Source organism: Tardiphaga sp. 709 (assembly GCF_032401055.1).
GTDB lineage: Bacteria > Pseudomonadota > Alphaproteobacteria > Rhizobiales > Xanthobacteraceae > Tardiphaga.
On the sequence record NZ_CP135529.1, the window covers coordinates 55,548 to 81,933 of the forward strand.

The 26,386-nt window shown below is 62.2% G+C and carries 21 protein-coding genes; 15 read left to right on the plus strand and 6 right to left on the minus strand.

Going from position 1 to position 26,386, the window contains the following annotated elements; genetic code table 11:
• Positions 1-96 precede the first annotated feature (96 nt).
• The 13 genes from tsf (at position 97) to lpxB (ending at position 13,770) form a co-directional block, all read left to right on the plus strand.
• On the plus strand, positions 97-1,020 hold the full coding sequence (gene tsf, locus RSO67_RS00295; RefSeq protein WP_184516176.1) for a translation elongation factor Ts: 924 nt from the start codon (positions 97-99) through the stop codon (positions 1,018-1,020).
• Between the two features lie 67 nt (positions 1,021-1,087).
• The gene (gene pyrH / locus RSO67_RS00300; protein WP_315841864.1) at positions 1,088-1,804 is read left to right on the plus strand and encodes a UMP kinase; all 717 of its coding nucleotides are present in this window, start codon (positions 1,088-1,090) and stop codon (positions 1,802-1,804) included.
• A gap of 70 nt (positions 1,805-1,874) precedes the next feature.
• Entirely contained in the window at positions 1,875-2,432 is a 558-nt protein-coding gene (frr, locus tag RSO67_RS00305) for a ribosome recycling factor (RefSeq protein ID WP_410001922.1), read from the plus strand.
• 90 nt (positions 2,433-2,522) lie between these two features.
• Positions 2,523-3,278 (plus strand): isoprenyl transferase, encoded by a 756-nt coding sequence (locus RSO67_RS00310; protein ID WP_068730865.1) that lies wholly within the window; start codon positions 2,523-2,525, stop codon positions 3,276-3,278.
• 5 nt (positions 3,279-3,283) lie between these two features.
• Positions 3,284-3,994 carry a phosphatidate cytidylyltransferase gene (locus tag RSO67_RS00315; RefSeq protein WP_315844395.1) on the plus strand — a complete coding sequence of 237 codons (711 nt, stop codon included), beginning with the start codon at positions 3,284-3,286 and terminating at the stop codon, positions 3,992-3,994.
• Positions 3,995-3,998: 4 nt separating this feature from the next.
• A complete protein-coding gene (gene dxr / locus RSO67_RS00320; RefSeq protein WP_093758765.1) occupies positions 3,999-5,222 on the plus strand; it encodes a 1-deoxy-D-xylulose-5-phosphate reductoisomerase in 1,224 nt (407 codons plus the stop codon).
• A 43-nt stretch (positions 5,223-5,265) separates the two neighbouring features.
• Positions 5,266-6,417: an RIP metalloprotease RseP gene (rseP, locus tag RSO67_RS00325; protein ID WP_089264545.1), complete on the plus strand. Its 1,152-nt coding sequence runs from the start codon at positions 5,266-5,268 to the stop codon at positions 6,415-6,417.
• A gap of 173 nt (positions 6,418-6,590) precedes the next feature.
• The gene (gene bamA / locus RSO67_RS00330; protein ID WP_315841866.1) at positions 6,591-9,125 is read left to right on the plus strand and encodes an outer membrane protein assembly factor BamA; all 2,535 of its coding nucleotides are present in this window, start codon (positions 6,591-6,593) and stop codon (positions 9,123-9,125) included.
• A 32-nt stretch (positions 9,126-9,157) separates the two neighbouring features.
• The gene (lpxD, locus tag RSO67_RS00335; RefSeq protein ID WP_315841867.1) at positions 9,158-10,243 is read left to right on the plus strand and encodes a UDP-3-O-(3-hydroxymyristoyl)glucosamine N-acyltransferase; all 1,086 of its coding nucleotides are present in this window, start codon (positions 9,158-9,160) and stop codon (positions 10,241-10,243) included.
• Positions 10,240-10,719, plus strand: coding sequence for a 3-hydroxyacyl-ACP dehydratase FabZ (gene fabZ / locus RSO67_RS00340; protein ID WP_068730861.1), 480 nt, complete (start codon positions 10,240-10,242; stop codon positions 10,717-10,719). Before lpxD ends, fabZ begins: the two co-directional genes overlap by 4 nt.
• A gap of 191 nt (positions 10,720-10,910) precedes the next feature.
• Positions 10,911-11,714 (plus strand): acyl-ACP--UDP-N-acetylglucosamine O-acyltransferase, encoded by an 804-nt coding sequence (lpxA, locus tag RSO67_RS00345; protein WP_315841868.1) that lies wholly within the window; start codon positions 10,911-10,913, stop codon positions 11,712-11,714.
• Positions 11,715-11,737: 23 nt separating this feature from the next.
• The gene (locus RSO67_RS00350) at positions 11,738-12,619 is read left to right on the plus strand and encodes an LpxI family protein (protein WP_315841869.1); all 882 of its coding nucleotides are present in this window, start codon (positions 11,738-11,740) and stop codon (positions 12,617-12,619) included.
• Positions 12,616-13,770 (plus strand): lipid-A-disaccharide synthase, encoded by a 1,155-nt coding sequence (gene lpxB, locus RSO67_RS00355; RefSeq protein ID WP_315841870.1) that lies wholly within the window; start codon positions 12,616-12,618, stop codon positions 13,768-13,770. The genes RSO67_RS00350 and lpxB overlap by 4 nt, the downstream gene beginning before the upstream one ends.
• A gap of 89 nt (positions 13,771-13,859) precedes the next feature.
• Here lpxB and gltA read toward each other — a convergent pair whose 3' ends face one another.
• Positions 13,860-15,164, minus strand: coding sequence for a citrate synthase (gene gltA / locus RSO67_RS00360; protein ID WP_089264726.1), 1,305 nt, complete (start codon positions 15,162-15,164; stop codon positions 13,860-13,862).
• A 154-nt stretch (positions 15,165-15,318) separates the two neighbouring features.
• Positions 15,319-16,743, minus strand: a complete 1,425-nt coding sequence (gene gltX / locus RSO67_RS00365; RefSeq protein WP_315841871.1) for a glutamate--tRNA ligase — start codon at positions 16,741-16,743, stop codon at positions 15,319-15,321.
• 199 nt (positions 16,744-16,942) lie between these two features.
• Between gltX and RSO67_RS00370 the strand changes: the two genes are divergently transcribed.
• A complete protein-coding gene (locus RSO67_RS00370) occupies positions 16,943-18,613 on the plus strand; it encodes a glutamine--tRNA ligase/YqeY domain fusion protein (protein WP_315841872.1) in 1,671 nt (556 codons plus the stop codon).
• Positions 18,614-18,715: 102 nt separating this feature from the next.
• Positions 18,716-20,998 (plus strand): ComEC/Rec2 family competence protein, encoded by a 2,283-nt coding sequence (locus RSO67_RS00375; RefSeq protein ID WP_315844396.1) that lies wholly within the window; start codon positions 18,716-18,718, stop codon positions 20,996-20,998.
• 18 nt (positions 20,999-21,016) lie between these two features.
• On the opposite strand, the gene lexA is transcribed toward RSO67_RS00375, so the two are convergent.
• From lexA to glp, 4 genes are all read right to left on the minus strand, one after another.
• Entirely contained in the window at positions 21,017-21,739 is a 723-nt protein-coding gene (gene lexA / locus RSO67_RS00380; protein WP_315841873.1) for a transcriptional repressor LexA, read from the minus strand.
• Positions 21,740-22,041: 302 nt separating this feature from the next.
• A complete protein-coding gene (locus RSO67_RS00385; protein WP_315844397.1) occupies positions 22,042-22,548 on the minus strand; it encodes a GNAT family N-acetyltransferase in 507 nt (168 codons plus the stop codon).
• 84 nt (positions 22,549-22,632) lie between these two features.
• Positions 22,633-24,990 (minus strand): Orn/Lys/Arg decarboxylase N-terminal domain-containing protein, encoded by a 2,358-nt coding sequence (locus RSO67_RS00390; RefSeq protein WP_315841874.1) that lies wholly within the window; start codon positions 24,988-24,990, stop codon positions 22,633-22,635.
• Positions 24,991-25,145: 155 nt separating this feature from the next.
• Positions 25,146-26,354 carry a gephyrin-like molybdotransferase Glp gene (gene glp / locus RSO67_RS00395; protein WP_315841875.1) on the minus strand — a complete coding sequence of 403 codons (1,209 nt, stop codon included), beginning with the start codon at positions 26,352-26,354 and terminating at the stop codon, positions 25,146-25,148.
• Positions 26,355-26,386: the final 32 nt, after the last annotated feature.

Consider the following 26,386-nt stretch of genomic DNA (forward strand, 5'->3'; position numbering starts at 1 on the left):
ATCTCTACACTTCTCTCGATGATAGTTCCTGCGGCGTAACGCGATTGACCAGCACCGGCTGGCTCGCAGGCGCCCTGACAGGCAAAGGGTTCAACGATGGCAACGATTACTGCAGCGATGGTCAAGGACCTCCGCGAAACCACCGGCGTCGGCATGATGGATTGCAAGAACGCACTTGCTGCCAATGACGGCGACATGCAGGCGTCAATCGACTGGCTGCGCGCGAAGGGCCTGTCCAAGGCCGCCAAGAAGGCTGACCGCGTCGCGGCTGAAGGCCTGATCGGCGTTCTCACTGCCGGCAACAAGGGCGTCGTGGTCGAAGTCAATTCCGAGACCGACTTCGTCGCGCGCAACGATCAGTTCCAGGGGCTGGTCAAGATGATCGCCCAGGTCGCGCTCAAGGTCGGCTCCGACGTTGAGGCCATCAAGGCGCACAAGGTTGGCGACGTCACTGTCGAGACCGCGATCACGGAAGCCATCGCCACCATCGGCGAAAACATGACCCTGCGCCGCGCCGCGACGCTGGAAGTCTCGGCCGGCGTCGTGTCGAGCTACGTGCATAACGCCGTGATCGAAGGTCTCGGCAAGATGGGCATCATCGTCGCGCTGGAATCCACCGGCAAGGCTGACGAGCTCGCGACTCTCGGCAAACAGATCGCGATGCATGTCGCTGCTGCCAACCCGCAGGCGCTGGACTCCGCCGGCCTCGATCCGGCCGTCGTTGCTCGCGAAAAGGAAGTGATGGCGGACAAGTATCGCCAGCAGGGCAAGCCGGACGCGATGATCGAGAAGATCGTCGAGAACGGCCTGAAGACCTATTACAAGGAAGTCTGCCTGCTGGATCAGGCCTTCATCCACGACACCGGCAAGTCGGTGGCGCAGGCCGTCAAGGAAGCCGAAGGCAAGGTTGGCGCGCCGATCAAGCTCACTGGCTTCGTGCGCTACGCGCTCGGTGAAGGCATCGAGAAGCAGACTTCGGACTTCGCTGCCGAAGTTGCCGCCGCGAGCGGCCAGAAGTAAGACGAATTGGAAGACCTCCCGGCGATCTACGCCGGGAGCTGCCGCCTCGAAAGGAAGCGATCGCATCATGGGTGAGCCGCTCTATCGTCGCGTCGTGATCAAGGTCTCGGGTGAGTCTTTCGCCGGAGGCCAGTCATTCGGTATCGATCAGCCGACCATCGACCGCATCGCCGTCGATCTCATTGCAGCCCAGAAACTTGGTGTCGAAGTCGCGGTCGTCGTCGGCGGCGGCAATATCTTCCGCGGCGTCGAAGTCTCCTCGCGTGGTGTGTCGCGCCCGACCGGCGACAGCATGGGCATGCTCGCTACCGTCATGAACTGCCTGGCACTGGAAGCTGCGATCGAGCGGCACGCCGTGCCGGCCCGTACGCTGTCGGCGATGGTGATGCCGCAGGTCTGCGAACTTTTCACACGCGCTGCCGCACATAAGTATCTGTCTGAGGGCCGCATCGTGCTGCTGGCCGGCGGTACCGGCAATCCGTTCTTCACCACTGACACGACCGCAGTGTTGCGCGCTGCCGAGATCGGCGCATCGGCTGTGCTGAAGGCGACCAATGTGGACGGCGTCTACAGTGCCGATCCAAAGAAGGATCCGAACGCGACGCGCTTCGAGCGTCTCAGCCATTCGCAGGCGGTGGAGGGGAACTACAAAGTCATGGATGCGACGGCTTTCGCGCTTGCCCGCGAGACCTCGCTGCCTATCATCGTATTCTCGATCGCCGAACCGGGTTCGATCGGCGCCATTTTGACTGGTACTGGCCACGGCACCATCGTCGCGGGCTGATTTTAGACGGGTTCGGAGCGCCATACCCGCTTCGCACCAGCAGGATACAAGGGAGAGCTGCATGGCCACCATGGCCCCATTCGACATCAACGACCTCAAGCGCCGTATGCAGGGCTCGACCCAGTCGCTGAAGCATGAGCTTGGCGGCTTGCGCACCGGACGTGCGGCAGCCTCGATGCTGGAGCCGGTCCAGGTGGAAGCCTATGGCAGCCACATGCCGCTGAACCAGGTTGCGACCGTCAGCGTTCCCGAGCCGCGCCTGCTGTCGGTGCAGGTTTGGGACAAGTCGATGGTCAAGGCGGTGGAAAAGGCGATCGTCGATTCCAATCTCGGCCTTAGCCCGGCGACTGAAGGCCAGATCCTGCGGCTGCGCATTCCCGAACTGAACACCGAGCGCCGCAAGGAACTCGTGAAAGTCGCGCATAAATATGCCGAGGCGGCCAAGGTTGCGGTGCGCCACGTACGCCGTGACGGTCTCGACATCATCAAGAAGCTCGAGAAGGCTCACGAGATTTCCGAGGACGACCAGAAGCGCCACGATACCGAAGTGCAGAAGGTCACGGACAGCGTGATCGCTGAAATCGATCAGTTGCTGGCGGCTAAGGAAAAGGAAATCATGACGGTTTAAGCGTCAGGAGCCGCATTTAAGCTGTTGAAAAGCGTATGGTCCGCAAATTGGTCACATATGTGCCGGACCATATGCTGGGGATTTTAATCGATGTCGAATGCCGCCGCGCCCGCAAATGATGGATCGGACCGATCCACGCCTTTGCATGTCGCGATCATCATGGACGGCAATGGACGCTGGGCTGCAGCGCGGGGGCTTCCGCGCGCCGAGGGCCATCGCCGCGGCGTCGAGGCACTTCGTCGTGTGGTGCGGGCATCCAACGAACTCGGCATCCAGTATCTGACGATCTTCTCGTTCAGCTCCGAGAACTGGTCGCGGCCGGCGTCCGAGATCAGCGATCTGTTCGGCCTGCTGCGTCGCTTCATCCGCAACGATCTTGCCACACTGCATCGTGACGGCGTGCGCGTACGCGTGATCGGAGAGCGCCAGGGCCTCGATTCCGATATCGCGTCATTGCTGAAAGAGGCCGAGGACCTGACGCGGGGCAACACCCAGCTCAATCTCGTGGTCGCCTTCAACTACGGCTCGCGGCACGAGATCGCCACGGCAGCGCAGCGCCTTGCGCGCGAGGTTGCCGAGGGCAAGCGGACGCCCGAAAGCATCAATGTCGATACGCTCGGCCAGTATCTCGACGCGCCTGATATTCCGGATCCGGACCTGATCATCCGCACGTCGGGCGAACAGCGGCTGTCGAACTTTCTGATGTGGCAGGCCGCCTATAGCGAGTTCGTATTCGTGCCGATCCACTGGCCGGATTTCGACAAGGCCGCGCTGGAAAGCGCTATTGCCGAATATGCCCGCCGCGAGCGGCGTTTCGGCGGTCTCGCCGCGAAAACCGGTTCGTGACCGGCGTGACCCAGGACGACAGTACGCCGAAGCAGGCGGATGACCGGGGGCTGCGCAATCTCTTGATGCGCATCCTGGCCGCGCTGGTGCTGATCCCCGTTGCGATTTTCGCCGCCTATGCCGGTGGCTGGCTGTGGTTCGGCCTCGTGACGCTGGTGTCGGTTGGTCTCTTCCTGGAATGGCGGGCCATTGTCGGCAATCATGTCGGCTGGATCGGGCTCGGCTTCGTCTATGCCTTGGCTGCGTTTGCGGCGTCCATTGTCGTGCGCCTCGATCCCGTCTGGGGCTTTTCGGCGCTGATGTTCATTCTGCTGGTGGTCTGGATGACCGACATCGGCGGCTATTTCGCCGGGCGCGGCATCGGCGGCCCGAAACTGTGGCCGCGCGTCAGTCCGAAGAAGACATGGGCCGGCGCAATCGGCGGCTTTGTTCTCAGCCTCGCTGTAGCTGCCGGTTTTGCTGCAAATGGTTTCGGCAGGCTGCTGCCGCTGCTCCTGATCGCAACCGTGCTGACTGTGTTGTCGCAACTCGGCGATCTCTTCGAGTCCGCAGTGAAGCGCAAATTCGGCGTGAAGGATTCCGGCCAGATCATTCCTGGCCATGGCGGTCTGCTGGATCGCCTCGATGGCTATGTGTTCGCGGTGGTTGCTGCCGCGGTGATCGGTCTTTTACGCGGCGGCGCAGATGGCGTCGGCCGCGGTCTTATGGTTTGGTGATTTGATGAGCGCTGTTCCTCTGCGAAATAACAAGCCCGCCGCGTCCAGTCTGCGCAGCATCACTGTCCTCGGTGCGACCGGTTCGATCGGCGACAGCACCATGGATCTGCTGCGGGCGTCGCCCGAGCGGTATCAGGTGGAGGCTTTGACCGCCAACGGCAACGTCGAAGGCGTGGTCAAGCTGGCCAAGGAATTCAACGCGCGCTTTGTGGCCGTCGCCGATGAATCCAAGCTGGACGAACTCCGCGCGGCCCTCGCCGGCACCGGCATCGCCAGCGGGGCAGGGGATAGCGCCATCGTAGAGGCTGCGGAGCGTCCGGCCGACTGGCTGATGGCCGCCGTATCAGGCGCCGCCGGTTTGAAGCCCGCACTCGCCGCCGTCGACCGCGGTGCAACCGTCGCGCTGGCCAACAAGGAATGCCTCGTTTGCGCCGGCGATTTCTTCATGGATCGCGCTGCCAAGGCTGGCGCCTGCATCCTGCCGGCGGACAGTGAACACAATGCTCTGTTCCAGGCGCTGGCCTCCGGCAGCCGCGAGGAACTGACCCGCGTGATCATCACCGCCTCGGGCGGACCGTTCCGCACCTGGGCTGCCGCCGATATCGAGCAGGCGACGCTGGCGCAGGCGCTGAAACATCCAAACTGGTCGATGGGGCAGAAGATTACCATCGATTCCGCATCGATGATGAACAAGGGCCTCGAAGTGATCGAGGCGTCCTATCTGTTCGCGCTGGCGCCGGACGAAATCGACGTACTGGTACATCCGCAGTCGATCATCCACGGTATGGTCGAGTTCCGCGATTATTCTGTCATGGCGCAGCTGGGCTCACCGGACATGCGCACGCCGATCGCGCATTGCCTGGGCTGGCCGGACCGCATCCCGGGCCGGGCCGCGCCGCTCGACCTTGCCAAGATCGGATCGCTGACCTTCGAGGCACCGGATTACGCGCGCTTCCCTGGCCTGAAGCTGGCCTATGACGCGCTGCGCACCGGCAGCGGCGCGACCACCGTCTACAACGCGGCCAACGAGATCGCCGTGGCTGCCTTCACCGCCCAGAAGATCCGCTTTGGCGCCATTGCACGGCTGGTCGAAGCGACCATGAATGAATGGGTGCGGGCAGGGAATTTGGCGCCGTTGTCATCGGCGGATGACGCTATCGCTGTTGACCATAAAGCGAGAAAAATGGCTGCCACCCTCTTGCCTCAAATTGCCGCAAAGGCATCCTAGAGCATTGGGGACGGGGCCTTTGGCCTCGCGTTAGGGGATCGGGATGCTTGAGTTTTTCCAACATAGTTTCAATACGTTAAGCCACGGCTTTATCGGCTATATCATCCCCTTTCTGTTTGTCCTGACGATCGTGGTGTTCTTCCACGAACTCGGCCACTTCCTGGTCGCCCGCTGGAACGGCGTTAAGGTCCTGACGTTCTCGCTCGGCTTCGGTCCCGAACTGGCCGGCTTCAACGATCGCCATGGCACGCGCTGGAAGATTTCCGCGATTCCGCTTGGCGGCTACGTGAAGTTCTTCGGTGACGAGAGCGAAGCCTCGACCCCCTCAAGCGCTGCGCTGGAAGGCATGACGGCGGATGAGCGCAAGGGCAGCTTCCATCACAAGCGGGTTGGCCAGCGTGCGGCCATCGTGGCTGCTGGTCCGATCGCCAATTTCATCCTCGCGATCGTCATTTTCACCTGTCTGTTCACGTTCTTCGGCAAGCCGAGCACGACCGCCAAGGTCGACAGCATTCAGGCCGGCAGCGCGGCCGAGAAGGCCGGGTTCCAGTCGGGCGACATCATCAAGGCCATCGATGGCAAGGTCATTGGCAGTTTCTCCGACATGCAGCGCATCGTCGGGACCAAGGCTGGCGAGCAGCTGGCCTTCAGCGTCAAGCGCGGCGAAGCCACGGTCGAGCTGAAGGGCACGCCAGAACTTCGCGAAGTCAAAGACAGCTTCGGTAACGTCCATCGTCTCGGCGTCCTCGGCATTACCCGCGCGACAGCGGTTGGCGAAGCGACCACCGAGCGGGTCAATCCGGCGACCGCTTTCGTACTGGGCGTCAAGGAAACCTGGTTCGTCGTGGACCGCACCATCGCCTATATCGGCGGTGTGTTCACCGGACGCGAGGCGGCCGACCAGATCGGTGGTCCGATGCGAATCGCCCAGATCTCGGGGCAGGTGGCGACAATCGGCCTGACCGCCCTGATTCACCTGGCGGCGGTTCTGTCGATCTCGATCGGCCTTCTCAACCTGTTTCCAGTGCCACTTCTCGATGGCGGTCATCTTTTGTTCTATGCCGTCGAAGCCGTTCGCGGGCGTCCGCTGTCGGAGCGCGCGCAGGAGATGGGCTTCCGCATTGGCCTCGGTTTAGTGCTGATGTTGATGGTATTTGCGACCTATAACGACATTCTTCACCTGGCTTCGTCATGATCGAGGCTGGGGGTAACGTGGCCGATGGGCAACGTCTTGGAATGAAATTAGAATTGCAGCGCGAAAGGTCGTTTGCCAGTCAGGTAAAATTGGCTACAAGCTGGGCCACTAAAGGGATTCTGTCAGACCGTAGGGGTGCGGGCTGGCGATGGAATGATAAGGGCGCTTTGCGCATGATTTTTGGTTTGCGGGGTTTCCGGGGCGGCCTTCTTGCTGCTTCGATCTTGGTCGCCATGCCGGTCGCCGTTACGGCGACTGCTGCGCTCGTTTCTTCGACTGCCGTGGCTCAGACCGCCGCTTCGATTGTTGTTGAAGGCAATCGTCGCGTGGATGTGGAGACCATCCGCTCCTATTTCCGTCCCGGCCCGAGCGGCCGGCTGGATCAGGGCACCATCGATGACGGCCTCAAGTCGCTCATCGAGACCGGGCTGTTCCAGGATGTGAAGATCAATCAGGCCGGTGGCCGTCTGGTCGTCAGCGTCGTTGAAAACCCTGTCATTGGCCGTATCGCCTTCGAAGGTAACAAGAAGGTCAAGGACGACCAGCTGAACGCCGAAGTGCAGTCGAAGCCGCGCGGGACGTTGTCGCGCCCGATGGTGCAGGCCGACGCCCAGCGCATCTCCGAAATCTATCGTCGCTCCGGCCGTTATGACGTCAGCGTCGTTCCGGAATTCATCGAGCAGCCGAACAACCGCGTCGACCTGATCTTCACGATCAACGAAGGCGCGAAGACCGGCGTGAAGTCGATCCAGTTCATCGGCAACAACTATTACTCGTCCTACCGTCTCAAGGACGTCATCAAGACCCGTGAATCGAACCTCCTGAGCTTCCTGGCTTCGGGCGATATCTATGATCCGGACCGCATCGAAGCCGATCGCGACCTGATCCGTCGCTATTACCTGAAGAACGGCTTCGCCGACGTTCAGGTCGTTGCCGCGCTCACCGAATACGACCCGAACCAGAAGGGCTTCCTAGTCACCTTCAAGATCGAAGAAGGCCAGCAGTACCGCGTGTCGTCGGTCGATTTCTCGTCCACCATTCCGCAGTTCGATCCCAACTCGCTGCGCAGCTTCTCGCGTGTCGGCGTCGGTTCGCTTTACAACGCGGAAGCGCTGGAGAAGTCGGTCGAGGAAATGCAGATCGAAATGTCCCGCCGCGGCTACGCCTTTGCCGTCGTGCGTCCGCGTGGCGATCGCAATTTCGAATCTCACACCGTCACCATCGGCTTCTCGGTGGAAGAGGGGCCGCGCGTCTATATCGAGCGCATCAATGTGCGCGGCAACACGCGTACCCGTGACTATGTCATCCGCCGCGAATTCGATCTCGCCGAAGGCGACGCCTATAACCGCGCGCTGGTTGATCGTGCCGAACGCCGCCTGAAGAACCTCGACTTCTTCAAGAGCGTGAAGGTGACGACCGAGCCCGGATCGTCCAGCGATCGCGTGATCCTGGTGGTCGATCTGGAAGAAAAATCCACCGGCGACTTCTCGGTCTCGGGCGGCTACTCGACCACCGACGGTGCGCTCGGCGAAGTCAGCGTCTCGGAACGTAACTTCCTCGGTCGCGGTCTGTTTGCGAAGGCATCGGTTCAGTACGGCCAGTATGCCCGTGGCTACTCGCTGTCCTTCGTCGAGCCTTACCTGCTCGACTACCGCGTGGCGCTCGGCCTCGATTTTTATCAGCGTGAGCAGCTGTCCAACAGCTACATCTCGTACAACACCAAGACGCTCGGCTTCAGCCCGCGCCTCGGTTTCCAGCTGCGTGAAGATCTCGCGCTGCAGCTGCGCTATTCCGTCTATCAGCAGCAGATTTCGCTCCCGGCGACGTTGAGCAACTGTAACAACCTGCCAGGCAGCCCAACTGCGACCAACACTCCCGGTTATTTGAATTCACTGTTCCCGGGTTCTGTTGACCCAGCCAATGCCAACACGTGGGGTTGTTACGCCGATGGCGAGTCGTCTCTGCCAGTTCGCCGCGAACTGGCCAGCGGCAAGACGCTGACCTCGGCGCTCGGCTACACGCTGAACTACAACACGCTCGACAATAACAAGAACCCGACCGATGGTCTGTTCTTGGAATTTAAGCAGGACTACGCTGGCGTCGGCGGCGACGTGACCTACCTGAAGACCACGATCGACGCGAAGTACTACACTCCGCTGGTGGCCGACATCGTTGGTTTGCTGCGTGTCCAGGGCGGTATGCTGAACAAGGTCGGCGAAGATATCCGCATGCTGGATCACTTCCAGATGGGTCCGAACCTGGTGCGTGGTTTCGCGCAGAACGGTATCGGTCCGCGTGACATCAGCTACGTTGCGCTGGGATCCTACGGTGACGCGCTCGGCGGCACCAAGTATTGGGGCGCTTCGGCCGAATTGCAGATGCCATTCTGGTTCCTGCCGAAGGAAGTTGGCATCAAGGGCGCGGTTTATGCCGATGCCGGCGGTCTCTGGGATTATAAGGGACCGACCAGCTGGGCTCAGACTGGCGAAATCAATGCCGCCGGCTGTGTGCCTGCGAGCCGGACTTCGGTCGGTAACTGCGCCGGCATGACCTATGACGATGGCAATGTCGTCCGGTCGTCGGTCGGTGTGGGCCTGATCTGGCAGTCGCCGTTTGGTCCGCTGCGCTTCGACTACGCAGTGCCGATCACCAAGGGCGCCTATGATCGCGTGCAGCAGTTCAAGTTCGGCGGCGGAACTTCGTTCTGAGTTTGATCTCCGGCCGGACCGCGACGGGTGGAATGGTTCTGCCGACGTTCTTCAAGCAATCGCCGTCGTTGACGCTGGCTGAAATAGCCGCGTCAACGAAGGCACGACTGGTCGACCCGACGCGGGCCGACCAGGTCGTGACTGGTGTGGCCTCGCTCGACGAGGCTGGCCCCCATCACCTGACCTTCTTCGAAAATCTCCGTTATATCGACCAGCTCACCCACACCAAGGCCGGTGCGTGTCTGGTCAACGAGAGCTTCAAGGGCGATATTCCGGCTCACGTAACGGTGCTGCGCGCCAAGCGGCCATTTGCGGCTTTCGTGGAATTGGCGCGCGAGCTGCACGCGGACACGCTGCGTCCGGTCTCCGGCTTTGACATTACCGGCATCGCCGCATCCGCCGTCATCCATCCCTCTGCTCAGCTCGAGGATGACGTTACGGTAGATCCGCTGGCCGTGATCGGCCCGGATGTGGAGATCGGTTCCGGCACCATCATCGGCTCTGGCGCGGTGATCGCCGCCGGGGTCAAGATCGGCCGCGACTGCAATATCGGCGCTGGCAGCACGCTGCAGTTCACACTGATCGGCAACAACGTACTCGTTCATCCCGGCTGCAAGTTTGGCCAGGACGGCTTTGGCTTCGTATTCGGCCGGGACAAGCACATCAAGGTGCCGCAGACCGGTCGTGTCCTGATTCAGAACGACGTCGAGATCGGCGCCGGCACCACCATCGACCGCGGCAGCCTGCGCGATACCGTGATTGGCGAGGGGACCAAAATCGACAATCAGGTCCAGATCGGCCACAATGTGACAATTGGACGGCACTGTGTGATCGCTGCGAAATGTGGCCTTGCAGGCAGCCTGACCATCGGCGACAACGTCGCGCTGGGCGCCATGGTGGGCCTCAACAATCACATTACGATTGGCGATGGCGCGCAGGTCGCGGCAATGGCCGGAGTGAAAGACAGCATTCCGCCGCGCGCGCGGTGGGGTGGCATCTTTGCCCGGCCGACCAAGCAATGGTTCCGCGAGATCCTCGCGGTTGAGAAACTCGCCCGCGAGAGCATGCCGGGAACGGATGCGGCGACGCAGGATACGAAAGACGAGGGGCGGGAATGAGCCAGGATTTACCAAGCGATGGCGCATCGCCGATCATCATCGAGACGGTCGACATCAACACCATCCTCAAGACCCTTCCGCATCGCTATCCGTTTCTTCTGATCGATCGTGTCGTCAACATCCGCAAGGACTTCAGCGGCATTGGTATCAAGAACGTCACGATCAACGAGCCGGCATTCCTCGGGCATTTCCCTGATCGCCCGGTCTATCCCGGCGTGTTGATGATCGAAGGCATGGCGCAGACAGCGGGCGTGATCGGCATCTCGTCCGTCGAAGGAACCGAGAAGCCGCGTGCGGTGTATTTCCTCACCATCGACAAGTGCAAGTTTCGTAAGCCGGTGATGCCTGGCGATACGATCGAATATCATCTGCACCTGATCGGCCGGAAAAAGGCGATGTGGTGGTTCCATGGCGACGCCAAGGTAAATGGCAAGGTCGTCGCCGAGGCCGATGTCGGCGCGATGCTGACAGACTGATTGGCACCTACCTGAACGCGCATGATGCCATCGAAGACCTCGATGGCATCATGCGTTTGTAAGTCATGGTAAGAGACGTGTCGTAACAGATCGCAATCAGACGTCACTGGACAGGCTCGGGAGCCCACGTTAACCAACGGAAAAACCTAGATATTTGTAGGCAATTTGATGACTGGGATTGGACTTTTTCGATGAGCAAGATCGACCCGACGGCGCGGATCGAGGACGGTGCTGTCATTGGCGAGGGCGCCGAAATCGGACCCTTCTGCATCATCGGACCGCATGTCACGATCGGTGCAGGCACGAAGCTGCTGTCGCATGTCAACGTGACGGCGCAGACGACCATCGGCGAGAACTGCACGATCTATCCGTTCGCGTCATTAGGCACGCCCCCGCAGTCGCTCAGTTACAAGGGCGAACTGACCAGACTGACCATCGGCAATGGCTGTACCATCCGCGAGTCCGTGACCATGAATGCGGGTACTGTCGCCGGCGGCGGCATCACGTCGGTGGGCGATCGCGGCTACTTCATGAACTGCGCCCATGTTGGCCATGACTGTCACGTCGGCAATGACGTGATCTTCGCGACCTCGGCGACGCTTGGCGGTCATTGCGAGATCGGCGATTTCGTTTTCATGGGCGGGCTGTCGGCCGTGCACCAGTTCACCCGCATCGGCTCGCAGGTCATGGTCGGCGGCATCTGCGGCGTGCGGGGCGACATCATCCCGTTCGGGCTCGTGAATGGCCAGTATGCGGCGCTGGAAGGCCTCAACATCATCGGGATGAAGCGCCGCAAATTCACGAAGGAGCGCGTTGCCGCCGTGCGCTCGTTCTATCAAAAGCTGTTTCATGGCGCGGGTGTCTTCGCCGAGCGGCTTGAGCGCGTGCAGCCTTTGGCAAATGACGATCCGGCGATTGCAGAAATCCTGACGTTTATCGCAGGCGCCAAACACCGCGCACTGTGTCTGCCCGAGGATAGCAAGAACAACTCTTGAGTTCGGGTATCGCGGGGCGAAGCATGACTGACCAGGCTCAAATACAGCACCCGCAAGCACATCCACCGATAGGCTCGCCGTTCGGGATCATCGCCGGCGGCGGCTCGCTGCCCTTCGCTGTTGCGGATTCGCTGCAGGCGCGCGGCATCAAGCCGGTGTTGTTTGCGCTGAAGGGGTTCTGTGATCCGGCGCTGGTGGCGCGATTTCAGCACCACTGGATTCCCATTGGCCAGTTTGGCCGTTTGCTGAAGCTGATGCGCAGCGAGAACTGCCGGGATCTCACCTTCATTGGCACGCTGGTGCGCCCGGCAATCTCCGAGATCAGGCTGGACTGGGCAACGCTTCGCGTGATGCCGAAAGTGTTTCGCGCGTTTCGCGGCGGTGACGATCACTTGCTGACGAGTATTAGCCGCCTGTTCGAGCATGAAGGTTTTCGTCTGCTGGGGATCAAGGACGTCGCGTCCGATGTGCTGATGCCGGCGGGCAGCGTGACACGTGCCGTACCGGATCAAGATGCTGAGGCCGATATCGCGCGTGGGCGCGAAGTCCTGCGCGCCTTGAGCCCGTTCGATATCGGCCAGGCGACCGTGGTGATCGACGGCCACGTGGTGGGGATCGAGGATATCGAAGGTACCGATGGATTGCTGGCCCGCGTGGCGCTTCTGCGTGAACAGGGACGTATTCGCGCCAAGGCAGGACGAGGTGTACTGGTGAAGGCCCCGAAGAGCGGTCAGGATCTGCGTTTCGATCTGCCGACATTGGGGCCGCGGACCATCGAGCGGGCGGCGGCCGCGAAGCTCGCCGGCGTCGCCATCGTCGCAGGAAATACGATTGTCGCCGAACCGCAGCAGATGATTGTCGCCGCCGATGCCGCAGGTCTTTTCGTGACGGGACTACCGACGTGACGAAGACGATCTATCTCATCGCCACCGAGGAATCCGGCGACCGTCTCGGCTCCGCGCTGATGAAGGTGCTGCGCCAGCGGCTCGGCGACGATGTGCGCTTCGAAGGCGTCGGCGGTTCGTCGATGGCGCGCGAAGGGCTGCAGTCGCTGTTTCCTATCGAAGAGCTTTCCATCATCGGCCTTGCCGCGGTCGTCCGGAAATTGCCGTCGATCCTGAAGCTCATTACGCGCGCGACCGAGGACGTCCTGCGCGCCAAGCCCGACGTGCTGGTGATTATCGATAGCCCGGACTTCACCCATCGCGTCGCGAAGCGCGTGCGTCAGCGCGATCCCTCCATTCCCGTCGTCAACTATGTGTCGCCAACGGTGTGGGCGTGGCGGCCGGGGCGCGCGAAGGCGATGCGCGCTTATGTCGACCATGTGCTGGCGCTGCTGCCATTCGAGCCGGAGGCCCATCGGCGGCTCGGCGGACCGCCATGCACTTATGTCGGTCATCCCCTGATCGAGCAGATCGATGCGCTCCGTCCCAATGCGGAAGAGCAGGCGCGTCGCGAAACGAAGCCGCCGGTACTGCTGGTGCTACCGGGCAGCCGTCGCAGCGAGATCCGTCATCACATGGCGACCTTTGGCGCGACGCTCGATCTGCTGCAAAAGCAGGGCACGCAATTCGAACTGATCCTGCCGACCATGCCGCATCTCGTCGAGGTCATCGCCGAAGCGCTCAAGGCCTGGCCGGTGCAGCCGCGGATCGTTGTGGGCGAAACAGAGAAGCGCGCCGCGTTCCGCATCGCGCATGCGGCCTTTGCCAAATCGGGGACGGTGACGCTGGAGCTTGCATTGTCAGGCGTGCCGATGGTCACCGCCTACAAGGCCGGCAGCGTCGAAGCCTGGATCATCCGCCGGCGCATCACCTCGTCGTCGGTGATCCTTGCCAATCTGGTGATCGGCGAGAACGTCATCCCGGAGTTCATCCAGGAAGATTGTGCCCCGGATAAGCTCGCAGCGTCGTTGCAGGAGGTGCTGGGCGATACACCAATGCGGCGCCGTCAGATCGAAGCCCTGGCGCGGCTCGATGGGGTCATGGCGACGGGCGAAGCGTCGCCGAGCGTCGGTGCGGCCAATGTCGTGCTGGCCACCATGCGGAAGAGTTGAAGGCCTTCATTCAAGAGATTGCAGCGAAACAAAAAACGGCGGATCTTGCGATCCGCCGTTTTGATCTTCGCACTCTACGAAACGAGGTCTTAGGCGCGCTTGGCGATATCCACGTAGTCGCGGCGGGCAGCACCCGTGTAGAGCTGGCGCGGACGGCCGATCTTCTGCTGCGGATCGCCAATCATCTCGCTCCACTGGCTGATCCAGCCGACGGTGCGCGCGACCGCGAACAGCACGGTGAACATCGAGGTCGGGAAGCCCATCGCCTTCAGCGTGATGCCCGAATAGAAATCGACATTCGGATACAGCTTGCGGTCGATGAAGTACTGGTCCGACAGCGCGATCTTCTCGAGCTCCATGGCAACGGCGAGCATCTCGTCGCCACCGTGACCGGTTTCCTTGAGAACTTCGTGGCAGGCCTGCTGCATCAGCTTGGCGCGCGGATCGTAGTTCTTGTAGACGCGGTGACCGAAGCCCATCAGGCGGACGCTGGAATTCTTGTCCTTCACCTTGGCGATGAATTCCGGAATCTTGTCGACGGTGCCGATCTCGGCGAGCATTTGCAATGCGGCTTCGTTGGCGCCGCCATGCGCCGGTCCCCACAGGCAGGCGATGCCGGCGGCGATGCAGGCGAACGGATTGGCGCCCGACGAGCCGGCGATGCGGACCGTTGAGGTCGATGCGTTCTGCTCATGGTCGGCGTGCAGCGTGAAGATCTTGTCCAGCGCCTTGGCGAGCACCGGATTGACCTTGTACTCCTCGCACGGCACGGCGAAGCACATCTTCATGAAGTTCGCTGCGAAGTCGAGCGAGTTGGTCGGATACACAAAGGGCTGGCCGATCGTGTACTTGTAGGCCATCGCCGCGAGCGTCGGGATCTTGGCGATCATGCGGATCGACGCGATGTCGCGCTGCTTCGGATCGTTGATATCAGTTGAGTCGTGGTAGAAAGCGGCGAGGGCGCCAACCGACGCGACCATCACGGCCATCGGATGCGCGTCGCGGCGGAAGCCCTGGAAAAAGCGGCTCATCTGGTCGTGAACCATGGTGTGGTTCGTGACCAATGCGTCGAACTTTGCCTTCTGCGCCTTGGTCGGGAGTTCCCCGTACAGCAGCAGGTAGCAGGTCTCGAGGAAGTCGCCCTTCTCGGCGAGCTGTTCGATGGGGTAGCCGCGGTATTCGAGGATACCGGCATCGCCATCGATATAGGTGATCTTGGACTGGCAGCTGCCTGTCGACGTGAAGCCGGGATCGTAGGTGAACATCCCGGACTGGGCGTAGAGCTTGCCGATGTCGATGACATCAGGGCCGACGGTCCCGCTGTGGATCGGCAGTTCGAAGCTCTTGCCGTCGACTGTCAGCGTTGCGGATTTGGTATTGGTTTTTGCGTCCATCGCGTGGTCCCCGATGAGATCGTTGAGGGGCCGGCAAGCCACCGACATTTCAGGAGAAATGGGGAGGCTAGCCGGGAATTCCAGAGCATTCGCCAGAATGCGTAGCGTATTGCTGTGTGCGCTGCAAGGCGGGCAAAAGCAGCCTACAGCTATGCTAAATAGATGCCTGATCGGCGAGCCGATCCAGGCATTCCTGCCGTCCCAATACCGCCAGAACATCGAAAATGCCGGGCGACGTGGTCTTGCCGGTCAGCGCCACGCGAAGCGGTTGCGCGACCCCGCCAAGCTTGATGCCAGCTTCCTCGGCAAAGGCGCGGGTCGCGGCTTCGGCATTTGCTGCGGTCCAGTCGGTGACGGCCTCCAGTGCCGTGCGCAACTTGCCGATCAACACACGGGTTTCCGGCGTCAGCGCGGCTTGCGCCTTCGGCTCCATCGTCAGTGGGCGATCGGCAAAGATGAAGTTGGCGCCGTCGATCAGTTCGATCAGCGTCTTGGCGCGTTCCTTCAGGCCGGGCATGGCGCGCAACAGCTGGGCGCGCGTGGTGTCGTTGAGCTTCGCCTTCAGTTCGGTGCCGCCGGGCACGTAATTCAGCACGTCCTCGAACATGGTCACGAGGGATTGATCGTCGGTGTGACGGATGTAGTGACCGTTGAGATTTTCGAGCTTGGCGAAATCGAAGCGCGCGGCGGAACGGCCGATCCCCGACAGGTCGAAGGCGTCGATCATTTCCTGGGTCGAGAAGATTTCCTGATCGCCATGGCTCCAGCCGAGCCGCACCAGATAATTCCGCAGGGCGGCGGGCACGTAACCCAGCGCGCGATAGGCCTCGACGCCGAGCGCGCCGTGGCGCTTTGAGAGTTTCGAGCCATCGGGTCCGTGGATCAGCGGAATATGCGACATGCTGGGCACGGTCCAGCCGAGCGCGTCGTAGATCTGCTTCTGGCGGGCGGCGTTGATCAGATGGTCGTCGCCGCGGATCACATGCGTCACGCCCATGTCATGGTCGTCCACCACCACGGCCAGCATGTAGGTCGGATTGCCGTCGCCGCGCAGCAGCACGAGGTCGTCGAGATTTTCGTTTTGCCAGACCACACGGCCCTGCACCTGATCCTCGATCACGGTCTCGCCGGTGAGCGGCGCCTTCAGGCGGATCGTCGGCTTGACGTCGGGGCGCGGATCCGACGGATCACGGTCGCGCCACAGCCCGTTATAGAGCTTGGACTTGCCCTCGGCGCGGGCCGTCTCGCGCATCTGTTGCAGTTCCTCGGCGCTGGCATAGCAATAATACGCCTTGCCCTCGGCGAGCAGTTGCTCGGCGACTTCGCGGTGCCGGCCGGCACGGGCGAACTGGAAGACGGTGTCGCCATCCCATTCGATGCCCAGCCACTTCAACCCGTCGATAATGGCGTCGATCGCGGCATCGGTGGAGCGTTCGCGGTCCGTATCCTCGATCCGCAGCAGCATCTTGCCACCGGTCTTCTTGGCATAGAGCCAGTTGAACAGCGCGGTGCGTCCACCGCCGATATGGAGGAAGCCGGTCGGCGAGGGGGCGAAACGGGTAACGACAGGAGTGGTCATATCAGAGGGTTCGATCGATTTCGGTGTGACTGTTGGCCGGCGTTTATCACAACGACAGGGCGCTGTCTCACGGCGAATAAACGCGGATTTGGGGCCGGAACCGCATCGGAAAAGGCCCTTTCGCGGGACCCGGCCCCTGATCCGGCCTTGGCGCGGCCTTCCGGATTTGGCACATAGGGCGCAGCTTGAAAGGCAGCAAATGACAGACGAATCGGTATCCGACGCAGGCCGAGACTTCATCCGCGACATCGTTGCGGCGGACCTGCAATCCGGCAAACACAAGAGCGTGGTGACGCGCTTTCCGCCGGAGCCCAACGGCTACCTGCATCTCGGGCATGCCAAGTCGATCTGCCTGAATTTCGGCGTTGCCGAGGAGTTCGGCGGCCACTGCAACCTGCGTTTCGACGACACCAATCCGACCAAGGAAGAGCAGGAATATATCGACGCCATCCAGCGCGACGTACGCTGGCTCGGCTTCGACTGGGGCGAAGGCAACCTGCATTACGCCTCGGATTATTTCGAGCAGCTCTATGACTGGGCGGTACATCTGATCCGCGCGGGCAAAGCCTATGTCGACGACCAGTCGCAGGAAGAAATCCGCTTCAAGCGTGGCACCCTGACGGAGCCCGGCCAGAACAGCCCGTTCCGCGATCGCCCGGTCGACGAGAACCTCGATCTGTTCGCCCGGATGCGTGCCGGCGAATTCCCGAACGGCGCCCGCGTGCTGCGCGCCAAGATCGACATGTCGTCGGGTAACATCAACCTGCGCGATCCCGTGATCTATCGCATCCTGCATGCGCATCATCCGCGCACGGGCACCGCCTGGAGCATCTATCCGAGCTACGACTTCGCGCACGGTCAGTCGGATGCCATCGAACATGTGACGCATTCGATCTGCACGCTCGAATTCGAGGATCACCGGCCGCTCTACGACTGGTGTCTGGAAAACCTGCCGGTGCCGTCGCGGCCGCATCAGTATGAATTCGCGCGCCTCAACATGACCTACACGCTGCTGTCGAAGCGCGTGCTGACCGAACTCGTCCGTGGTGGCCATGTCACCGGCTGGGACGATCCTCGGATGCCGACGCTGGCCGGCCTGCAGCGCCGCGGCATTCCCGCTGAAGCGCTGCGCGAATTCGTCAAGCGCATCGGTGTCGCCAAGGCCAACTCGACCGTCGATATCTCGATGTTCGACTTCGCCGTGCGCGAGACACTGAACCGCACGGCACAGCGCCGCATGGCGGTGCTGAAGCCGCTCAAGGTGGTGATCGAGAACTACCCGGAAGGGCAGACCGAACAGCTCGAAGCGGTCAATCATCCCGATGATGAAACGCTCGGCACGCGGCAGATCCCGTTCGGGCGTGAGCTTTACATCGAACATGACGACTTCATGGAAGAGCCGCCGAAGAAGTTCTTCCGCATGGCGCCGGGCCGCGAGGTCCGCTTGCGCTACGGCTACTTCATCACCTGCAAGGACGTCATCAAGAACGCCACCGGCGAGGTGGTCGAACTGCGCTGCACCTACGATCCGGAAACCCGGGGCGGCAATGCGCCGGACGGCCGCAAGGTCAAGGCGACGATCCATTGGGTGAGCGCCGCAGATGCCGTGCAGGCGGAAGTACGCGTCTACAATCAGCTGTTCGCCGATCCGCAGCCCAATGCGACCGAGTTCGCATCGCAGCTCAATCCGGACTCGCTGGAGACGCTGACCGGCGCCATGCTTGAGCCGGCGCTGGCGAGCGACAACACAAGCGATGTCGTGCAGTTCGAGCGCCAGGGCTATTTCTGTCGCGACAAGGATTCAGCGCCGGGCAAGCTGGTCTTCAACCGCACCGTCGGTCTGCGCGACAGCTACGCCAAGCTCGCCTGAGCAACCTCAGGGATTAGTTTTCGTATTCTGCATCCGTTCCGCTAGTCGCCGCTTGCCCTTCCGATAGCATTCGGAAGGGCAAGCGTGGCGTGCGGGCGTTCGATGGCGCGGGGCGGGGATCAGCAACAGCGGCGGGGCCGGGCGGGTACAGCGACCACATGGCCGCCGCCGGCTACGGCAGGCATCGCTGTCTCGTCTGCAACGTCCTCAACGTCGCGTTTTGAGACGCTCCGGACGTGGGTGCGGGCCGAAGCTGGTCCCGGTCGCTTGCTGCCTTGGGTGCCGATCGCTTTCGGCACCGGCATCGCGCTGTATTTTGCCGCTGAGCAAGAGCCGATGGCCTGGGTTGCCGCGGCGACGGCAGGCCTTCTTTGCTTGGCTGCGTTTTTGCTCCGGCGGCAGCGATGGTTTCCCTTGATTTTGCTCATTGCGGCCATCGCGGCCGGCTTCGCGATGGCTGCCATGAAAACCGCGCGTGTGGCTCATGAGGTTCTGGCGAAGCCGCTCTATTCCGTCGCGCTTACCGGCTTCGTCGAAACTCACGAGGAACGGGAGCGCACGGATCGCTTCGTGCTGCGCGTTGCCACAATGGACAGCCCGCGCGTCGCACCGAAGCTCACCCGTGTGCGGGTGTCGGTGAAGAAGGGCACGGCGCCTGCCGTCGGCAGCTTCGTCGAATTGAAGGCAAGGCTGCAGCCGCCGCTGTCGCCGCTCCGGCCGGGGAGTTACGACTTCGGACGCGATCTGTACTTTCAAGGGATCGGCGCATCTGGCTTCGTGGTGGGCGGCATCAAGGCAGTCGATCCGCCGATACAGCCGAGTGTGGCGCTACGCTATTCGGCGACCATGCAGGGGCTACGCGACGCCATCGATGCGCGGATCCGCACTGTGCTCTCGGGCGATAGCCGCGCCATTGCCACGGCGCTGCTCACAGGCCGCCGCGATGCGATTTCGGCTGACGTCAATGATGCGATGTTCATCTCCGGACTCGGTCATGTGCTGTCGATCTCCGGCTATCATATGGCCGTTGTCGCCGGCGTGGTGTTCTTTGCGATACGCGCACTGCTGGCACTGATCCCTGTCCTGACGGTGACATTCCCGATCAAGAAAGTCGCAGCGGCTGCGGCGTTATTCGCAGCACTGTTCTATCTGCTGTTGTCAGGTGCTGAAGTCGCGACGCAGAGATCGTTTTTCATGACAGCCGTCGTGCTGATTGCAGTCATGGTCGATCGCCGGGCGGTGACGTTCCGCACGCTGGCGGTGGCGGCAATGGTCGTGCTGATCGTCGCGCCGGAAGCGCTGGTGCATCCCAGTTTTCAGATGTCATTCGCGGCGACGCTGGGGCTGGTCGCATTGGTGCAGATCGGCATGCCCGCGCTGTTTGCCTCGCCCGATCATTCCGCGACGGCGCGCGTGGCACTATGGGGCGGACGCGAGATCGCGATGCTCGTACTGGCTTCGCTGGTCGCGGGCCTCGCCACCACGCCCTATGCCGCGTTTCATTTCCATCGCGTCACGCCTTATGGCGTTGTCGCCAATCTCCTGGCGATGCCGGTGGTCTCGGCGCTGGTGATGCCGGCGGGCATTCTCGGTCTGGTGGCCATGCCGTTCGGCTTTGACGGTGTGTTCTGGCGGCTGATGGATGTCGGCATCCAGTGGATGATTGTGGTCACGCAATGGGTGGCAGCCTTGCCCGGCGCCATCGGCCGGATGCCGGCCTTTGGCATCGGACCGCTGATATCAGCCAGTATCGGCATCATCGTGCTCGGATTGCTGCGCACGCCGTTGCGCTTTGCGGGAGTTGGCGTGCTCGCGCTCTCGATTGTCTGGGCGTTGCTGGTCAAGCAGCCCGATATGCTGATCTCGGGTGACGGTCGCAGCGTTGCGGTACGGGGCAGGGACGGGCGCCTGCATATGATGCGCAGCGCCAAGGATGCGTTTCTCGCGAAGGAGTGGCTTGCCGGTGATGCCGACGCCCGGCTGCCAACGGATGCCTCCCTCAGCCACGGTGTGTCCTGCGACCGCGACGGGTGCATCACGGCGCTGGCCGATGGCGCTTTGGTGGCGCTGGTTCTACAGCCGGATGCCTTCACAGATGATTGCGAGAAAGCGGCGCTCATCGTCACGGCGCGACAATCGCCGAGAGATTGCAGGGCGCTGGTGATCGATCAGGATCGCCTGCAACGAAATGGTGCGGTAAGCCTGCAGCGAACAGCAAACGGCTTTGCCATCGACTCTGTACGGCCACGCGGCCAGGACCGTCCGTGGTCGCGCGCCATTCCCGATGAGCCCCAGCACGATCTGATCCAGAGCGGTCGTCCACCGCAAAATCGGCCGGCGGATGCGACGCCGGCGGAAACCGATCTTCAACCCGAAGATCAGTAGTCCGCCGAGGCGATAGCCTCAGTAGCGGCGATACAGGCCGATCAGCTTGCCCTGAATGCGCACCCGGTTGGGCGGCAGGATGCGGACCTCGTAGGCGTCGTTGGCGGGCTCCAGCGCGATTGACGCGCCGCGGCGGCGGAAGCGCTTCAGGGTGGCTTCCTCGTCGTCGATCAGGGCCACCACGATGTCGCCGGTGTCGGCGCTCTCGTTGCGCTGGATCAGCACGGTATCGCCATCGAGAATGCCGGCGTCCTGCATGGAATCGCCGCGCACTTCGAGCGCATAATGTTCGCCGGAGCCGAGCATGTCGGCGGGCATGCTGATCGTGTGGCTGCGGGTCTGCAGCGCCTCGATCGGCGTACCGGCCGCGATGCGGCCCATGACCGGGATAGCAACCGTGCGGCCGTTGTCATCATCGCCGCTGTGGCTAGCGATGCTGGCGGCCGAACGCACCTTGCCGAGCGTGCCTTCGATGACGCTGGGCGTAAAGCCGCGGCGTCCGGTGCCGCCGGTGACCGGCGCGCCGAGCTCTGGCAGCTTGATGACTTCGATGGCACGGGCGCGATTGGGTAGACGGCGTATGAAGCCGCGTTCTTCCAGTGCTGTGATCAGACGATGGATGCCGGACTTCGAGCGCAGGTCGAGCGCATCCTTCATCTCGTCGAAGGAGGGCGGGACGCCGGCTTCCTTCAACCGTTGATCGATGAATCGCAGGAGTTCGTATTGTTTGCGCGTGAGCATCTGAAGCCATCCTCAGTTGACGGTGTCGGCCGCCGCGTGCGTTTCAAAGGGCCTTCGAACAGTGAGCCTCAATCCAGAGACGATCGTTCGAAGATCGGTTGCGCGAGTTCGGGCACTCTCAAACTACTCAAAGCCACAGAATCTCGAAACAAATCATGAACGAACACTATATGTTCCATATGTGTTCTGCAATGCTTAATTTGCCGTCAACAGAACGCACGTTGAGCGAGGTTTGAGGAGGCTGTTCCTCACCAGTCGTCGGTCCTCGACGGACATGGAAAATGCTTCCGCGGTCGCTTGAGCTAGGTGGACGTCATGCGCCCAATGGGCGGCGGAGGTGTCGTGGAGCCGGTGGCCAGCGAGCGCTGAACCATGATCGTGTCGGCCCAGCGGCCGGAACGATAGGCGACGCCGGGCAGCAAGCCCACGCGGGCAAAGCCGAAGCTTTCATGCAAGCCGAGCGAGGCCGTGTTGTCGGCATCGATATAGCCGATGATCTGCCGGAAGCCGGCCGCCGCGCAGACGTCGATGAGTTCGCGCATCAACAGGCGGCCGATACCGCGGCCGACATGTCCGTGGTGGATATAGATCGAGTGCTTGACCGTGTAGCGATAGGCCGGTCGTTTGCGGAACAGCACCACATAGGCGTAGCCCACGACCTCGCCGCCTTGCGTGGCGACGAGGTGCGGGAACCGTTTGCTGCGCAGGTTCTTGCGCCGGTCTCTAAGATCGTCGGGCTGCGGCGTGTCGGCGTCGCTGACGCCTTCCTCAACGCCTTGCCGGATATGCCGGCGATAGATCGCGAGCATGGCATCGACGTCGGTGTCGCGTGATGGTCGGATGACGACCGGCTGTTCGAGTTCCGTTGGCAAATCAGGCTCCTTACGTGCTCCCTATTCGGAGACCACGTAAGTGTAAAGCCGGATCCGGCCATTGGCGTCGACCTTGCGGTAGATGCCCTGGATCTCGACGTCGAAGCCCGGGAAGGTGTTGAAACAGGTCTCGAACATCTTGAGATAATCGATCATCGGCTTGGACCGTTCGGTGAGCCGCTCGCCCGGCACGATCGTGGCGATGCCGGGCGGATAGACCACGAATGGCGTCGTCGCGACACGCCCGAAGATCTCGTCGATGGGGAGGTAGTCGACGTCGTTGCGCACCAGACAGCGCGCGGCATCATGAGGTGACATGGCGATCTCCGGCAGATGGTCGGCGGAGAATTGCCTGGTCTGGAGGTCGCTCACATTGGCCTCGCGGAAGAACCGGTGCATGTCGCCGCACAGATCCCGTAGGCGTATGCCTGCATAACGCGCCGGCCTGCGCCGCGCGAATTCCGGGATGACGTCTTCCAGCAGCGCGTTGTCGTCGTGTAGCTTCTTGAACGCCACGAGACCGCTGATCAGCGTGCCGGCCTTGCTGGCTTCCACGCCGGGGGTCAGCAGGAAGAGCAGCGAGTTGAGGTCGTTCTTCTCCGGCACGATGCGATTTTCGCGCAGAAACTGCGCCACCACAGGCGCAGGGATGCCGTGTTCCGCATAACCGCCGGTGGTGCGGTCGAAGCCGGGTGTCAGTACCGTCAGCTTGTTGGGATCGGTCATGGTGAAACCGGCTTCCATGCCGGGGAAGCCATGCCAAGCGGCGTCCGGCGCGAGCTGCCAATAAGCCGGATTGGTGGCCAGCTGGTCAGTGCCGATGCTTTCCCACGGCACATTGTGAACGGCGCCTTCGCTGGCTGCGTCGGGAATCGCGACGCGCTCGGGTACGAAGGGTTCGAAGAACCAGCGGCGCTCAGTGCGGGTTTCCTTCTCCTCGAATTCGCGGCGGACGGCGCGCATCTTCTTGCGCAGCTCGATGCCAAGCCGGATCGTGTCGTCCCACAACACTTCGCCGGAGCGGCCCTTCATCATCTGCGCGCCGACATCCAATGATGCGAACAGCGGGTAGAAGGGCGAGGTCGAGGCGTGCTGCATGAAGCTTTCGTTGAAGCGCCGATGCTCGACACGGCGCTTCTGGCCGCGGATATGCCGATCCTTCATGTGGATCTGCGACGCCTGCGAGAAGCTCGCGAGCTGCTTGTGGGTCGACTGCGTCGCGATGATGCCCGGCGAATCCGGACCAAGCTCCTTGAGCCCCATGGCGAACCGGCCGGCATAGAGCGGGTGGAACTTCATGAAGCCCGCCCAGGCCTCGTCGAACAGGATGTAATCGCAGAGATGGCCGATGCGCGCGATGATCATCTCGGCGCTGTAGATGGTGCCGTCATAGGTGCATTGTTCGATCACTGCCACGCGAAACGGACGCTCGCGCTTCCAGGCATCTTTGTCGGTGACCAGCGGATTGATGCGGATGCACTCGCGCAGCGCGTCCTCGTCGAGCGCATCCCAGTTCATCGGCCCGATCAGGCCCCAGGGATTGCGCGTCGTCGGCACATAGATCGGCACACCGCCTGAAATCATCAAGGCGCCGTGCAAAGCCGCCTTGTGGTTGTTGCGATCGAACAGCACCAGATCGCCATCGGTGACCAAAGCCGATAGCGCGACCTTGTTGGAGGTCGAGGTGCCGTTGAGCACAAAATAGGTTTTCTCCGCGCCAAAAATCTGCGCGGCTTCCTTCTGCGCCTGCAAAGCAGGGCCTTCATGGGTCAGCAGATCGCCGAGATCGAGCACCGAATTGTCGAGGTCGTCGCGGAACACCGCTTCGCCGAGATGTTCCATGAACACGCGGCCGATCGGGCTGCGGCTGTAGAACACGCCGCCATTGTGGCCCGGGCAGGTCCAGAGCTGGTTGCCTTCCTCGGCATAGTCGACCAGCGCGCCGAAGAACGGCGTCTTCAGCGTCTCGGCATATTGCTTCAACCGGCTGATCAGGTTCTTGGCGATGAAGGGCGGGGTTTCTTCTGAGAGGAACACATAGCCGTCGATGAAATCGAGCACCTCGACCGGGACGTCCTCGAACCGCTTGCGACGGATCAGCAGGATGATGGGGAAGTCCAGGCCGCGTTTGCGCATCAGGTTGATCAGCGCCGCGGTCTTGCCTTCGAGGCCCTTCTTGCCCCAGTCGACCACCATGCAGCCGATCGCTGCGTCGGTCTGGACCGCGATCGTGGCGTCTTCGAGTTTGCGCGCCTTGACGACCTCGAAGCCGGAACGCTCGATCTCATCGACGATCTGATTGAGGCGAATGCCCTCGAGATCGTCGGCGTCGAATGTTGGCATCGCAAACAGGAAATTGAAGCGTTTGAAATAGTCCATTTGTCCACCGATCTTGTTTCGCTGCGATCTCTCGCTGCGTTACGTGACAATTCAGTGACTGAAACCGTGTTGAGGTATCTCAGTCAGGAAAAAGGTTTGGAAGCATGCCGCAGGTGAGAGTTCCGAACGCGGCGTCGTTCTATGAGGGGGCGCCGCTAGGTTGGCAGTCGAATGATGGCGCATGAATCGCCGGCAGCCGCGGCCGGCGCGAATGGCTTGCGGATCAAGAGCCCCTCGGCGACAGCCAAATTCCCCAGCAGCGACGAGTCCTGTTTCACGACCGGCGTTGCCACCACGGTGCCGTCGGCGCGGGTCTCGAGGCGCGTGCGCAGATAATCCTCGCGCTGGTCGTTGGCGGCGAGGTCACGGCCGAGCACCGCGGGTTCTATCGCATGGGCGATGTCGTTTCGACCGGACAGCGCACGCAGCAGCGGCACCATGAACAGGAAGCCGCAGACATACGACGACACGGGATTGCCGGGCAGGCCGATGACGCGCATGCCCTGGCGGCGTCCGTGCATCATCGGCTTGCCGGGCCGCATGGCGATGCGCCAGAACGCCATCTCGACGCCGGCATTGATCAGGGATTGCTGCACGAGGTCATGGTCGCCGACCGACGCACCGCCGGTGGTGATCAGCACGTCGGCCTTCAGATCGATCGCGCGCTGAATGGCTGATGTGGTCGCCTCCAGCGTATCGACGGCGATGCCGAGATCGACCACCTCGGCGCCTTCGGCGCGGGCCAATGCACGCAGCGCGAAGCCATTGGAGAGCACGATCTGGCCGGGGCCGGGGACTGCGCCGGGCATCACCAGTTCGTCGCCGGTGGCAAGCACGGCAACGACGGGCCGTCGCCGCACGGGCAGTGACGGATGGTTCATGCCGGCGGCAAGCGCCAGATCGCGGTCGGTGAGGCGGGTGCCGGAGCGGAGCAGGACATCACCTTCGTTGAAATCGACGCCGGCCGGGCGGATATGCTTGCCGGAAATCGCGGCCTCGTTGATCCCGACGATATCGCCATCCCGCGCGGTGTCTTCCTGGATCACCACGGCGTCGGCGCCAGCGGGCAACACGCCGCCGGTGAAGATTCGCAGGGCTTCGCCGGTCTGCAGCGGGCGGTCGAACGGCTTGCCTGCGGCGATCTCGCCGATCACGCGGAGCTTGGCGCCCAAAGTCGCATCGGCAGCGCGCACGGCATAACCGTCCATCGCTGACATGGGCTCCGGTGGCTGCGTGCGCAGCGAAGCGATGTCGCGAGCGAGCACGCGGTGGAACGCGTCTTCCAGCGGCACCATCTCCTCAGGCAGCGCATCGGCGCCCGCGAGAATCGCGGCCATGGCATCGGTAACCGGCATCAGGGCCATCGCGGGGATCTCCGGCAGTGTGGGCGCCCGTC